This is a genomic window from Streptomyces sp. LaPpAH-108, assembly GCF_000373625.1.
Classification (GTDB): Bacteria; Actinomycetota; Actinomycetes; order Streptomycetales; family Streptomycetaceae; genus Streptomyces.
Genome location: NZ_KB891996.1, coordinates 402063 through 414594 on the forward strand (window position 1 = coordinate 402063; position 12532 = coordinate 414594).

General features: G+C 71.7%; 15 protein-coding genes. 4 read left to right on the plus strand and 11 right to left on the minus strand.

Going from position 1 to position 12532, the window contains the following annotated elements:
* Positions 1–53 precede the first annotated feature (53 nt).
* Entirely contained in the window at positions 54–1082 is a 1029-nt protein-coding gene (locus B079_RS0124025) for a methyltransferase (RefSeq protein WP_026249026.1), read from the plus strand.
* 117 nt (positions 1083–1199) lie between these two features.
* Here B079_RS0124025 and B079_RS0124030 read toward each other — a convergent pair whose 3' ends face one another.
* Genes B079_RS0124030 through B079_RS0124060 form a run of 7 tightly spaced genes read right to left on the minus strand, consistent with a single transcriptional unit; the run spans position 1200 to position 6421 of the window.
* On the minus strand, positions 1200–1523 hold the full coding sequence (locus B079_RS0124030; protein WP_018548400.1) for a TcmI family type II polyketide cyclase: 324 nt from the start codon (positions 1521–1523) through the stop codon (positions 1200–1202).
* 32 nt (positions 1524–1555) lie between these two features.
* A complete protein-coding gene (locus tag B079_RS0124035; protein WP_018548401.1) occupies positions 1556–2035 on the minus strand; it encodes an SRPBCC family protein in 480 nt (159 codons plus the stop codon).
* Position 2036: 1 nt separating this feature from the next.
* Positions 2037–2294 carry a phosphopantetheine-binding protein gene (locus tag B079_RS0124040; protein WP_018548402.1) on the minus strand — a complete coding sequence of 86 codons (258 nt, stop codon included), beginning with the start codon at positions 2292–2294 and terminating at the stop codon, positions 2037–2039.
* Between the two features lie 23 nt (positions 2295–2317).
* Entirely contained in the window at positions 2318–3556 is a 1239-nt protein-coding gene (locus tag B079_RS0124045; RefSeq protein WP_018548403.1) for a ketosynthase chain-length factor, read from the minus strand.
* A 7-nt stretch (positions 3557–3563) separates the two neighbouring features.
* On the minus strand, positions 3564–4823 hold the full coding sequence (locus tag B079_RS0124050; RefSeq protein WP_018548404.1) for a beta-ketoacyl-[acyl-carrier-protein] synthase family protein: 1260 nt from the start codon (positions 4821–4823) through the stop codon (positions 3564–3566).
* Positions 4820–5278 (minus strand): cupin domain-containing protein, encoded by a 459-nt coding sequence (locus B079_RS0124055; protein WP_018548405.1) that lies wholly within the window; start codon positions 5276–5278, stop codon positions 4820–4822. Before B079_RS0124055 ends, B079_RS0124050 begins: the two co-directional genes overlap by 4 nt.
* 57 nt (positions 5279–5335) lie before the next feature.
* Entirely contained in the window at positions 5336–6421 is a 1086-nt protein-coding gene (locus B079_RS0124060) for a SchA/CurD-like domain-containing protein (RefSeq protein ID WP_018548406.1), read from the minus strand.
* Between the two features lie 199 nt (positions 6422–6620).
* Between B079_RS0124060 and B079_RS0124065 the strand changes: the two genes are divergently transcribed.
* The gene (locus B079_RS0124065; RefSeq protein WP_018548407.1) at positions 6621–8270 is read left to right on the plus strand and encodes an FAD-dependent oxidoreductase; all 1650 of its coding nucleotides are present in this window, start codon (positions 6621–6623) and stop codon (positions 8268–8270) included.
* Between the two features lie 145 nt (positions 8271–8415).
* Positions 8416–8784: a nuclear transport factor 2 family protein gene (locus tag B079_RS0124070; protein WP_018548408.1), complete on the plus strand. Its 369-nt coding sequence runs from the start codon at positions 8416–8418 to the stop codon at positions 8782–8784.
* On the opposite strand, the gene B079_RS32660 is transcribed toward B079_RS0124070, so the two are convergent.
* Entirely contained in the window at positions 8689–9612 is a 924-nt protein-coding gene (locus B079_RS32660; RefSeq protein ID WP_051095267.1) for a helix-turn-helix domain-containing protein, read from the minus strand. The two genes, B079_RS0124070 and B079_RS32660, sit on opposite strands and share 96 nt — an antisense overlap.
* Before the next feature lie 54 nt (positions 9613–9666).
* Positions 9667–10440 (minus strand): glycosyltransferase family 2 protein, encoded by a 774-nt coding sequence (locus tag B079_RS0124080; RefSeq protein WP_018548410.1) that lies wholly within the window; start codon positions 10438–10440, stop codon positions 9667–9669.
* 114 nt (positions 10441–10554) lie between these two features.
* Between B079_RS0124080 and B079_RS35040 the strand changes: the two genes are divergently transcribed.
* Positions 10555–11103: a hypothetical protein gene (locus tag B079_RS35040; RefSeq protein WP_158685047.1), complete on the plus strand. Its 549-nt coding sequence runs from the start codon at positions 10555–10557 to the stop codon at positions 11101–11103.
* A gap of 75 nt (positions 11104–11178) precedes the next feature.
* Here B079_RS35040 and B079_RS0124090 read toward each other — a convergent pair whose 3' ends face one another.
* Together B079_RS0124090 and B079_RS35580 are read right to left on the minus strand one after the other, a co-directional pair.
* Entirely contained in the window at positions 11179–12078 is a 900-nt protein-coding gene (locus B079_RS0124090) for a DUF11 domain-containing protein (RefSeq protein WP_026249028.1), read from the minus strand.
* Positions 12079–12239: 161 nt separating this feature from the next.
* Positions 12240–12389: a hypothetical protein gene (locus tag B079_RS35580; protein ID WP_018548412.1), complete on the minus strand. Its 150-nt coding sequence runs from the start codon at positions 12387–12389 to the stop codon at positions 12240–12242.
* Between the last annotated feature and the right edge of the window lie 143 nt (positions 12390–12532).

The following is a 12532-nucleotide window of genomic DNA, read 5'->3' on the forward strand; positions in this document are numbered from 1 at the left end:
GTAACCCCCACACCCCAGCCTGAAAGAGCCCGAGGAACCAGAAAGGGCGGCAGATGACGACCGCTGAGACTGCCCCACCGCCCCCCATGCGCCTGCGCGAGCTGGTGTTCGGGGCGGCCTGCGCCGCCGCCGTCCGGGCCGCCGCCCGGCTCGGCGTCGCCGACGCCCTGACCGACCGCCCGACCGCCGTGGAGGACCTGGCGGCCACGGTGAAGACCGAACCCAAGCCGCTGCGCCGGCTGCTGCGGGCCCTGTCCTGCTACGGCGTCTTCGCCGAGCAGCCGGACGGCACCTTCACCCACACCGACATGTCCCGCCTGCTGCGCGAGGACGACCCCAACAGCCTGCGCGCCATCGCCCTGTGGTGCACCGAGCCGTGGACCTGGGACGCCTGGCCCAAGCTGGACGAGGCCGTGCGCACCGGCAACAACGTCGTGGAGTCCCTCTACGGCAAGGAGTTCTTCCACTACCTCAACGAGGACGCCCCCGAGTCCGCGGACGTCTTCAACCGGGCCATGACCCGCTCCAGCGAGCAGTCGGCCCGCGAGGTCGCCGCCCTGCTCGACCTCTCCGGCGCCTCCTCGGTGGCCGACCTCGGCGGCGGCCAGGGCCATGTCGTGGCCTGCCTCCTCGACAAGTACCCCACCCTGCGCGGCAGCCTGCTCGACCTGCCCCGCGTCGTCGAGAACGCGCTGCCCCGGCTGCGCGAGGGCGGCGACCTGGCGGACCGCGCCGAGATCGTGCCCGGTGACGTGCGCGCCTCGGTCCCGGTCGAGGCCGACGTCTACGTCATCAAGAACATCCTGGAGTGGGACGACGAGAGCACGGCCCGCCTCCTGGGCAACGTCGTGAAGGCGGGCGGCAAGGGCACCCGGGTGATCGTCATCGAGAACCTGGTCGACGACACCCCCTCGATGCGCTTCAGCACCGCCATGGACCTGCTGCTCCTGCTCAACGTCGGCGGCGCCAAGCACACCACCGAGAGCATGGTCGGCCGCCTCACCTCGGCGGGCCTGGCCGTGGACGACATCCGTCCCGTCAACCCGTATCTGCACGCCTTCGAGTGCCACGTCGTCGGCTGACCGACGTACCGAAGCACCGCACACCGGAAAACCGGCCGCCGGGCCCGCGACGCTGCGGGCCCGGCGGCCGGTGACTGTCCGGGGCGTCCCCGGTGACGTCCGGTGCGAACCGGAGGGCTAGTCGCGCTCCCACACGTAGAAGCGCTGCGCCATGGCGTCCTTCGGGGAGCGCCAGGTCTCCGGGTCGTAGGCGCTCACGTACGCCGACAGGCGCTCGCTGATGCCGCGGAACTCCGGGTGCCCGGCCACCTTGGCGATGGCGGGGGCGGGGTCGGTGTCCGACTCGACGAGGTGCATGTACACATCGCCGAACTGGAACAGGCTGCGGCGGCGCACCCCGACGAGGTGCGGCAGCTCGCCCCGGTCGGACTCCGCGAAGATCTTCGCGATGTCCTGGGCGGAACCCGGTGCCATCCGGGCCACGATCAGTCCCTGGTGCATGGACTCACGTCCTCTCGTCCCTCGGGGAGGGCTCAGTCGGCCAGGGCCGGCGCGGCCTGGTGACCGGCGGCGGCCTTCTCGATCTTGTCCCGGATGAGGGCCATCTGGACCTTGGAGTTCTTGTTGATGTTGTCGGTCATCCAGTCGTCGTCGACCGGCGCCTCCGGCTTCATCGCGAAGTCCTGCGTCCACACCATCCGGGTACCGGCGGGCACTTCCTCGTACCGCCAGTGGATGTTCATGTGGGCGAAGGGGCCCGTCTCCACGCGGCGCGCGTGGACCTCCAGGTGGTCGCGGTCCGGCTCGCGCTCGGAGACCCAGCTCCAGACGGTGCCGTTCTCGTCCGGGTGCATGGTAAGCCGGAAGGTCGTCTTGCGGCCCTCACGCGAGATGATCTCGACGGCGGCGTACTCGCTGAACAGGCGCGGCCAGTTCTCCAGGTCGTTGGTCATGTCCCAGACCAGGTCGAGCGGGGCCGCGATCGTGATCTCGTTCTGGGTGTGTCCTGCCATCTCAGGCTCCTGCCATCAGTGCGCTGTTGACGAGGTCGAGGAACTGCTTGGGGGTCTTGCAGCGCTCGGCGTCGGGCGGCATCGGGACGCTGTGCCGGTTCTCCAGCTCGCCGACGATGCCCAGCAGGCCGAGCGAGTCGAGCCCGAGCGTCTCGAAGGGGGTCTCCGGCTGCTGCCGCAGCACCTCCGGAGCGACGGTGATCCCGGCGGCCTTCTTCATGAGGGCGGCCAGTTCTTCCTCGGTGATCTGCGCGTTCATGCCGTTTCTCCTTTGCTGTTCGCCTACGCGGCGCCGTGCCGCAGCACGAGCGCCGCGTTCGACCCCATGAGTCCCCGGCTGAGGACCAGCGCCGTGCGCGGCTCGGCGACCCGCGCCCGCCCGGTCACGAGGTCGATGTCGTGGCAGACGTCGAACACGTTCGGCGTCGGCGGGATCAGGCCGTGCTCCATGGCGAGCACGGCGGCCGACACATCCAGCACCGGCGCGGCGCCGTAGCCCCGCCCGATCCCGGTCTTCGGCGCCGTCACCGGCACCCGGCGGCCGTGCTCACCGAGCGCGTCCACCAGGGCCAGCGCCTCGGCGCGGTCCGCCTCCGGCACCCCGAGGGCGTCGGCGAAGACCACGTCGATCTCCTCCGGCGCGCACGCGGCCTCGGCCAGCGCCTGCCGGATCGCCTCGGCGAGCCCGGCGCGGGACTCCGCCCAGCGGGAGGCGCCGGTGAAGGTCGCCGCGTGGCCCGCGACGATCGCCCGGACGTCGGCGCCACGCTCCCGCGCGGCCGACTCCGCCTCGATGACGAGCATCGCGCCGCCCTCGGCCGGTACGAACCCGCACGCGGCCTCGGTGAACGGCCGGTACGCGCGCGCCGGGTCGGTCTCGGCGCTCAGCTCCTCGTACCCGAGCTGGCAGACCATCGAGTACGGCGCGAGCGGCGCCTCGGTGGAACCGGCCACCACCCGGTCGGTGCCCCGGCGCACGGCACGTGCCGCGTGCGCCAGCGCGTCCAGACCGCCCGCCTCGTCGGAGGCGACCACCGAGCAGGGGCCCTTGAACCCGCGCCGGATGGAGATCTGGCCAGTGCTGGCCGCGTAGAACCAGGCGATCGACTGGTACGGCCCGACGAACCGGCTGCCCTTGCCCCACAGCTGCTGCAGCTCGCGCTGGCCGAACTCGCCGCCGCCGGAACCGGCCGCGGTGACCACGCCGATGGCGTACGGGTCCGCGTCGGTGTCGGCCTGGCCGAGCCGGGCGTCCTCCAGGGCGCGGTCCGCCGCCGCCATCGCGAAGTGCGTGAAGCGGTCGGTCTGCACCAGGAACCGCTCCTCGACCACCGACGGGTCGAACTCGCGGACCTCGCCCGCCACCTTCAGCGGCAGGTGCTCACAGCCCTCCCGGGTCACCCGGTCCAGGAGGCTGAGCCCCTCCTGGGTGGACTTCCAGAAGGTCTCCGTGCTGATGCCGTTGGGCGCGACGACACCGATGCCGGTGACGGCCGCCCGACGGTCCTTGGGTGCGCTCATCGTGTCCTCACTCCCTCGGCCGGGTCAGGATCACCGCGGACTGGAAACCGCCGAACCCGCTGCCCACCGACAGCACGCCGTTGAGCTTCCGCTCCCGGGCCTCGCGCGGCACGTAGTCCAGGTCGCACTCGGGGTCGGGCGTCTCGTAGTTCGCGGTCGGCGGGACGGTCTGCCGGGCCAGAGCCAGCACACACGCCACCACCTCGATGGCCCCGATCGCCCCGAGGGAGTGCCCCACCATCGACTTGATGGAGCTCATCGGGGTGTCGTAGGCGTGCTGTCCGAGCGCCCGCTTGACCGCCGCCGTCTCGTGGCGGTCGTTCTGCCGGGTGCCGGAGCCATGGGCGTTCACGTAGTCGATCGCCGTCGGGTCGAGCCGGGCCTGGTCCAGGGCCGTCTCGATCGCGCGGGCCATCTCCAGGCCCTCGGGCGTCAGACCGGTCATGTGATACGCGTTGCCGAACGTGGCGTAGCCGCTCAGTTCGCAGTACACGTGCGCGCCGCGGGCCCGCGCGTGCTCCAGCTCCTCCAGGACCAGGACCGCGCCGCCCTCGCCCATGACGAACCCGTCACGGTTGTTGTCGAAGGGGCGGGAGGCGTGCGCCGGGTCGTCGTTGTTCGGGGAGGTCGCCTTGATCGCGTCGAAGCACGCCATCGTGATCGGCGAGATCGGCGAGTCGGAGGCTCCGGCGATGCATATGTCCGCCCGGCCCTCCTGCACGGTGTGGAAGGCGTAGCCCACCGCGTCGAGCCCTGAGGTGCAGCCCGTCGAGACGGTCTGCACCGGGCCCCGGGCCCCGAACCGCTCGGCCACCGAGGAGGCGGCCGTGCTCGGGGCGAACGCCCGGTGCAGCTGCGGGCGGGCCTTCTCGTGGTCCACGTCCCAGCGCTCACCGCCGTTGCTGACGAGGACGTAGTCGTTCTCCAGCCGGGTGGTGCCGCCGACGGCGGTGCCGAGCGAGACCCCGATCCGCCACGGGTTCTCCCGCGCGAGATCCAGGCCCGAGTCGTGCACCGCCTCGTCGCCTGCCACCAGGGCGAACTGGATGTACCGGTCCGCCCGTTCGACCTGCTCCGCGTCGAGTCCGTACGCCGCCGGGTCGAAGTCGCACTCGGCGGCTATGCGCGAGCGCAGTCCGGAGGGGTCGAAGAAGGTGATGCCCCGCGTCGCGGTACGGCCGCTCGACAGCAGGTCCCAGAAGGCCGGGGCGCCGATGCCGCCCGGGGCCACGATGCCTATGCCCGTGACCGCCACCCGGCGGGTCATGAGGGCACCTGCTCCCGGCCGGCCCTGCCCCCGCCCGCCTCCGTCACCACCGCGGCGGCGCCGACGACGTCCGTCTCCTCGGTGTCCACGTGGCCCAGCTGCGGGCGCGGGGCCAGCGGGCCCAGGTGGAAGACGAGGCGCGCCTCGTCGTCGCCCACGTTGCGGAAGCGGTGCCGCATGTTCATCGGGATCAGCAGGCCCTGCTCCGGCCTGAGGGGGTGCGCCTCGCCGTCGAGGTCCACCTCGATGCGGCCGCAGATCACGTACACGAACTCCTCGGAGTACGGGTGGTAGTGCTCACCGATGCGGTCGCCGGGCTGGATGAGGGCCACGCCCATGAAACCGCTGGTCGAGCCGACCGTCGCCGGGGTCAGCATGGCCCGCAGGTCACCGCCGCGCCGGGTGTTGGGCTCGGCGTCCATCAGGTTCACGATCTTCGGACGGGGTTTGGTCACAGCTTCCTCCGTTGGATGTGCCGCGTCGGCTTTGTCGGGGTGGGAGACGGACACGGATCAGGCGCCCGGCGACCGGCGGTCGGTGACGAGATCCATCCGGGCGGCCTCGCCGTCGAGCAGGGCACGCACCTCGGCGGCGGCGGCCGGGTCACCCGGCAGGGCGTCGACGTCGTCGCCGCGCGCGTTCACCAGCCGGACCACCACGTCGTCGCGCTGGAAGACCGTGCTGCGCAGCACCGTGCTGCGCGGGTCCTGGGCGGCGGCCTGGTCGCTCTGCGACAGCAGCTCGGCCACCCGCATGCCCTGGCCGGAGCGGGCCGGGTAGAACAGGGCGAGCCGGGTGCCCTCGGCGGCCTCCTCCGTCATCACGTGGTGCACGGCGGGCAGCGCCGCGCGGGTGAAGAACATCCGCGCCGACTCCTGGTCGTCCAGGTCGCGGTCCTGCTCCAGGTAGGGGTTGATGGCCTCCTCGACCGCGCGGATCTGCGGCTGCCGGGCCACGTGCCGCAGCGCCGCCAGCAGGTCGCCGCGCACCTCGATGGCGCGCACCACGCGGTTGCCGTGCATGAACAGCGAGGTGCGCAGCAGCCGCGTGCCGTCGTCGACCTGGGCCTCCGGGGAGGCGTAGTCCGCGAGGATCTTGCGGACCTTGTCCTCCGTGCCCGGCTTCACCGTGAAGGTGAGCGCGTGCCGGATGATGCCGTCGCCGATGCGCGGGTGCTCCTGGAGGTGGCGGTCGGGCGAGGACTGGGCGGCGGCCGAGGCCCCGCTCGTCTCGCGGACGATGTGGAAGCGCAGCGAGCGGGTGTCGCGGACGCAGGAGTGCAGCGGCTCCACCATCCGCACGTGCTCCTCGCTGTTCACCCAGGTGAGGAACGGCGGGGCGCTCTCCCACTCGCTGGTGATCAGCCACTGCGAGGGGTTCTCGATGGACTGGCAGAGCTGGTCGCTGACGTGGCCGGGAACCTGCGCGACCTGGGCGCACAGCTGCTCGTACGCCTCCAGGAACTGCTGCTGCGCGCCCTCGAAGACGTCGACCAGCAGGACGACCCGCAGCGGGGAGCCGTCGAACACGGACTGGGAGACACGCTGGGAGACCTCGCGGGTCAGCGTTCCTGAGGGACGTTCAGAGGTCGTGGTCATGCTGCACACATCTCCTTCGCGGGGGCTGAGCCGGCGCCGGCCGCGGGTGGGCACGGCAGCGTTCCTTGATCCTGTGACGACCGGCAGCGGCCCGCGACTCGTATGAACCACGCGGGTGATTGGGCGGACGGAGCGGGCGGCACCGGGCATGAGAAGTCACAGGCGCCTCAAACGCCCACCCTCGTCACTGGAGGCTTCGATGCATCAAAAAGCCGACCACCGCGTCCCCGTCCTCATCGTGGGCGGCTCACTGGTGGGCCTGTCCATGTCCGTGTTCCTGGGCCGTCTCGGTGTGCGGCACCTGCTGGTCGAGCGGCACTCCGGAACCTCGAAGCACCCGCGCGGACGGGGCAACAACGTCCGCACCATGGAGCTGTTCCGGACCGCCGGGATCGAGCCGGACATCAAGGCGGCGGCCTCGCTGCTCGCCGACAACCACGGCATCCTCCAGACCCCCACTCTTGTGGGTGACGCCGGTAAGTGGCTGTTCAAGGACATCGACCCGGGCGGCGGCCTCGCGAGGTTCAGCCCCGCCGCCTGGTGTCTGTGCAGCCAGAACGACCTCGAACCCGTCCTCGTGGACAGCGCGCGCGAACTCGGCGGCGAGCTGCGGTACTTCCACCGGATGGAGTCCTTCACGCAGGACGCCGACGGGGTGACGGCGACGGTCACCGACCGGGACACCGAGGAGCGCTACGCCGTCCGCGCCGACTACCTCGTCGCCGCCGACGGCCCGCGCAGCCCGGTCCGCGACGCCCTCGGCATCGGGCAGACGGGGCCCGGCGAACTCTTCGCCAACGTCAGCGTGACCTTCCGCTCCGCCGCGCTGGCCGACGTGGTCGGCGACCGGCGCTTCATCTGCTGCTACCTCACCCACCCGGACGCCGACGGCGCGCTGCTCCCCGTCGACAACAAGGAGAACTGGGTCTTCCACGCGCCCTGGCACCCCGAGCGCGGCGAGACCCTGGACGACTTCACCGAGGAGCGGCTGCGCGACCACGTCCGACGCGCCGTCGGGGCCCCGGAACTCGACGTGAGGATCACCGGGATGGCCTCCTGGCGTGCCGCCGAACGCGTCGCGGAACGCTACTCCCGCGGCCGGGTCTTCCTCGCGGGCGACTCCGCCCACGAGATGTCCCCGACCGGCGCCTTCGGCTCCAACACCGGTATCCAGGACGCCCACAACCTGGCCTGGAAGCTCTCGGCCGTCCTCTCCGGCTGGGCGAGCCCCGCCCTCCTGGACTCCTACGACGCCGAGCGCCGCCCCGTCGCCCTCGCGACCAGTGCCCGCGCCTCCGCCCGCTCCGTCGAGCACAGCCACCCCGGCTTCGCCCCCGCCCCGGGCGTCGGCGGCGGCAAGCGGCGCGGCATCCTCAACGTCGTCCTCGGCTACCGCTACCCCACCGGCGCGGTCCTGGACGCCGACCCCGCCCACCCGGTCGTCGGCGACACCCTCACCCTCGACGGCAGCCCCGGCACCCGCGCGCCCCACCTCTGGGTCAAGCGCGGCGGCGTGCGCCTGTCCACCCTCGACCTCTACGAGCGCTCCCTGGTCCTGCTGACCGACGCCCCCGACGACGCGGGCTGGTACGCGGCGGCGCGCCGCGTGGCGGCCGAGGACGGCGTCCCCCTGGACGCCTACCGCATCGGCCCCGGCCCCGACGCCGACCTCACCTACGACCCGGACGGCCCGGCGGCCACCGACTGGGCCGACCTCCACGGCACCACCGCCGACGGCGCGGTCCTCATCCGCCCGGACGGCTTCGTGGCCTGGCGCACGACCTCGGCCGCGCCGGACCCGGACGGGGTGCTGCGGGAGGTGCTGGGGACGGTGCTGAGCACGCACTGAGCCCGCCGGTGGAGGCGTCATTACCTCAGCGGTAATCGACCGGCGCGGACGGCGGCGGCAGGCTGTGGGAGCAGGCAGGGCGACGCGCTCCACGCGAGTCACCCGGCCCGCTCCCACCAGTCCGTGCAGACGAGAGGACACCGCCGTGACCATCCACGAGGACGCTGTCGAGCGCTACTTCGCCGCCTGGAACGCCACCACCCCCGAGGACCTGGCCAAGGCGGTCGCCGCGGCCTTCACGGAGGACGGCACCTACACCGACCCGCTGGCCGACGTGCGGGGCCACGACGGCATCGCCGCGGCGATCAGCGGCGCCCACGAGCAGTTCCCCGGCTTCGCGTTCAAGCTGACCGGCACGCCGGACGCCCACCACCACCTCGTCCGCTTCACCTGGGACCTGGTCTCCACCGCCGACGGCTCAGCCCCGGCAGCCGGGTTCGACGTGATCACGCTCGCCGAGGACGGCCGGATCTCCGGCGTGGCCGGATTCCTGGACCGGCTGCCGGGCGCCTGACCGGCCGCCCGGCGACAGCTCCCGAAGGACGGCGGCCGTCTCCGCGTCGGCGGGCAGGAACGTCTCCACCGCCAGCTCGGAGACGGTCACATCCATCGGTGTGTTGAAAGTGGTGGCGGTCGAGAGGAACGACAGCACCCGACCGCCCACCTCGATCCGCAGCGGCAGGGCGTACGGGTGCGGCGCCGGGGCGGGGGCGGGGGCTGGGGCGGGGTTCTCGTCCCCCGGGACCGGCTGGGCGGCGACCTCCTCGTACAGCTCGCGCAACGCGTCGGACGCGCGCAGCGTGGCCTGCCGCTCCAGCCGCTCCAGCAGGTGGGCCCGCCATTCGCCCAGGTTCCGGATGCGCGGCGCCAGACCCTCCGGGTGCAGGGTGAGACGCATGGCGTTCATGGGCGCCCGGAGCAGATGGGGGGCCACCCCGTCGAGCAGCAGCTCCACGCCCCTGTTGGCCGCCACCACGTCGTACATCCCGTCCATCACCAGCGCGGGATGCGGTTCGTACGCGGTCAGCAGCTGCTGGAGGCCGGTCCGCACCGGCGCCATCGCGGGCGCGGACAGCGGCGTCTCCGGATAGGAGGGGGCGTAACCGGCCGCCACGAGCAGCGCGTTCCGCTCCCGCACGGGCACGTCCAGCCGCTCGGCCAGATGCAGCACCATCGACCGGCTCGGCACGGACCGTCCGGTCTCGATGAAACTGATGTGCCGCGCGGAACTGTCCGCCTTCAGCGCCAGCTCGAGCTGGGTGAACCCCCGCCTCCTCCGCCACCCCCGCAGCAGATCCCCCACGCGCCCCACACCGGCCGTCACGGCCACCCCGGTCGTCATGGCAGGGACGGTATCCGACCCGCGCGGGGGTCAGACGGGTCCTTTCCGGGGGTTCTAGATCCGCGAGTTGCGCAGCGACTGCCACACGGCACCGGCCAGCGCCCGCGTCGCGCGCGGGACCGACAGCCCTTCGTGGGCGCGGTACAGCTCCCAGTTGTACGGCACGAGCGACAGCTTGTTGGAGGAGAGCGAGCCCGCCTGGTGGGCCCGGTACACGGCGAGCGGTTCGGCGAGACCCCGGGCGTCGGCGCCGTCCCGCATGATCGACAGCCACAGGGCGTAGTCCTGCCGCTTCCGCATCTCCGGCATCAGCCTGGTGCCGAGAACGGTGCGGTCGTACATGGCGGTCAGCGCACCGATGTGGTCCCGCACCAGCATCGCGCGGTAGTCCACGTGTTCCCGTGCGCGGACCACCCGTCCGTTCGGGACGAAGTCGGTGCTGTCACCGGCGTAGTCGGCGTCCATCTTGTAATAGGAGGTGAACGTCAAGGGCGCGCTGCCTCCGGCGGCGAACTCCACCTGCCGCTCGGTCTTCTCCGGCAGCCACAGGTCGTCGCTGTCGAGAAAGGCGACGTAGTCCCCGCGGGCCCGCTCGATCGCGAGGTTCCGCGCCCGCCCGGCACCCCCCTGCTCGGGCGCCGACCGCGGCAGCACCCGCTCGTCCTGGCGGGCGAACTCCATGAGCAGATCCATGGACCCGTCGGTGGACTTGTCGTCGGTGACCAGCAGCTCCAGATCCTCATGGGTCTGTGTGAGCACCGACCGCACCGCCGCCCCGAGCGTGGCCACCGAGTTGTACACGGGCATCACGACAGACACCAGGGGCACAGCGCTTCTCCTTGCCAGAACGATGACGACGGCGCCCATTCAAACATTGCCGACGGGAGCCGCTCTGCGTGCCGTCGCGTCGACGCTTGGGCCCGCGTCAGGTCCCACGCCCGAGTGAAGATCACGCCGGAACGCGCAGACCCGACCCATAAAACGGACGGTTCTGCTGAAATTGCGTCGAATCGTTCACGCTGGATCTCCCCCTGGAGGGCAATCATGAAGTGTGCCGGCATCAGACGCATGGGGCTCACCGCCGTCGGCATGGCCGCGCTGCCGATCGGCGCCCTGATCGTGCCCGCCGCGCTCACCACAGCCCAGCCCTCCGCCGCTGCCGCTCAGACGGTGCACCAGCCCATGGCCGCTGAGCCCGCCGCCACTGCCGCCGCGAAGCCGCAGCCCACGGTCACCGTCACTCGCACCGCCAAGCCAAAGCCGCAGCCCACCGTGACCGTCACCCGCACCGCCAAGCCAAAGCCGCAGCCCACCGTGACCGTCACCCGCACCGCCAAACCGAAGCCACAGCCCACGGTCACGGTCACTCGCACGGCCAAGCCGCAGCCCACGGTCACCGTCACCCGCACCGCCAAGCCGACGCCACAGCCCACGGTCACCCGCACCGCGGCACCGTGGATCGACGTCGATGTGACCCCTGTGTCGCGATGACGCCCGGTCCGAGCCGGAGCGGCGGCCGACCCCGGTCAGCTGCGGCTCGGCCGAGCGGCGGGTCAGTGCGTCCGCTCAGTCGCAGGTGGCCAGGGCGACGGAGAGGACGGTGCACGTGGCGCCCGCCCTGTCGTTGGCCGCGTTCGGATCGCTCGGAGACGAGGAGGTGCGGGCCGCGGTGACATTGACGGGGCCGAGGGCGAGGAGCCCGATGGGGAGGCGGAACGTGGAGACGGTGCCGGCGCCGCCGGCGATGCTCTCGTAGGTACAGGTGACCCTGCCCGGTGCGGCAGTACAGCCGGTCGACAGGTTCGTGGCCGTCTTCCCCGCCGGGAGCGTCGCGGTCAGGGTGACCGCCGTGGCGGTGCCGGGGCCGTGGTTGCGGGTGGTGAGGGTGTAGGACAGGTAGGGCACCAGGATTCCGAGATGCGGCTGCGCGCTCAGGCGTACCTCCAGGTCGGCCTCGGCGGGCGTGTTGGTGACCGTGATGGTGGGGCCGTCCGCGGTGGCTTCGCCGCCGTTGGCGTAGAGCTGGTAGCGCAGGACGAAGGTGCCTGCCGGGGTCTGCGGGTCGACGCGCAGGGTGATCGAGCCGCTGAACGCTTCGCCGCCCTGCAGATCACCGAGCGGTACCCGTGGGCCGTACCCCGCCACCTCGGTGCAGGGGCCCGTATTACCGGTGCACGACTCGATGGTGGTGAACGCGTCGAGGGAACCGAGGGCCGTGGATCCGGCGTAGAAGTTCTCACCCGCGCCGGACCTGGGGGTGTCCGCAGTGCCGGTGAAGTGGATGGTGAAGGTCTCACCGGCGGCCACCGTGGTGGACGAGACGCTGACGGAGGAGACGGCATGCGCGGGAGCAAGCAGGAACTGCATGCCCGTCACAGCGAGCAGGAACGCCACGCAGAGGGTCCAGACACGGGCCGACCTGCGGGGGCGTCGAGACTGGTGCAGGCAGGAGGCGGATTGTTTCACCGGCGGTATTCCTTTTTCGTAAGGGTCACGATGAGCGGTATCGGGGCACCACCGGACAGGATGATCGGGACGACACCGGGGTACGACCGCACCCTCCCAACGACCGCCTCACCACGAAGGACACCGCCCAGCCGCTTCGGGTGAGTGACAGGTCCTGCGGCTCAAGGCGGTTCTGTGGGTACGTCTCCGTGTACGTCTCCGTCGGGTGAGGACTCGTCGGGGGGCCGCGTGAACAAGAAGTCCTCGAAGGCATCCAGCCCGAACAGCATGAGCACGAGCAGTACCGGCAGCAGCAGGGCGATCACGACCATGACGCCTCCCGATGAAGCAGTGATCACCGGATCGCGGTGACACCCCCTGGCCACGCTGGTACGAACGGGCGAATGCCGCTCGCTCGACGCGGGAGCGTGTAGACCAATCAGGTGATATTTGCGGTATCAGGCTCCTCGCGGTG

What these genes read in the sequence shown, in the direction of transcription:
- B079_RS0124025 (WP_026249026.1), top strand. Translation starts at nt 54, where the DNA reads ATGACGACCGCTGAGACTGCCCCACCGCCCCCCATGCGCCTGCGCGAG.
- B079_RS0124030 (WP_018548400.1), bottom strand. Translation starts at nt 1,523, where the DNA reads ATGCACCAGGGACTGATCGTGGCCCGGATGGCACCGGGTTCCGCCCAG.
- B079_RS0124035 (WP_018548401.1), bottom strand. Translation starts at nt 2,035, where the DNA reads ATGGCAGGACACACCCAGAACGAGATCACGATCGCGGCCCCGCTCGAC.
- B079_RS0124040 (WP_018548402.1), bottom strand. Translation starts at nt 2,294, where the DNA reads ATGAACGCGCAGATCACCGAGGAAGAACTGGCCGCCCTCATGAAGAAG.
- B079_RS0124045 (WP_018548403.1), bottom strand. Translation starts at nt 3,556, where the DNA reads ATGAGCGCACCCAAGGACCGTCGGGCGGCCGTCACCGGCATCGGTGTC.
- B079_RS0124050 (WP_018548404.1), bottom strand. Translation starts at nt 4,823, where the DNA reads ATGACCCGCCGGGTGGCGGTCACGGGCATAGGCATCGTGGCCCCGGGC.
- B079_RS0124060 (WP_018548406.1), bottom strand. Translation starts at nt 6,421, where the DNA reads ATGACCACGACCTCTGAACGTCCCTCAGGAACGCTGACCCGCGAGGTC.
- B079_RS0124065 (WP_018548407.1), top strand. Translation starts at nt 6,621, where the DNA reads ATGCATCAAAAAGCCGACCACCGCGTCCCCGTCCTCATCGTGGGCGGC.
- B079_RS32660 (WP_051095267.1), bottom strand. Translation starts at nt 9,612, where the DNA reads ATGACGACCGGGGTGGCCGTGACGGCCGGTGTGGGGCGCGTGGGGGAT.
- B079_RS35580 (WP_018548412.1), bottom strand. Translation starts at nt 12,389, where the DNA reads ATGGTCGTGATCGCCCTGCTGCTGCCGGTACTGCTCGTGCTCATGCTG.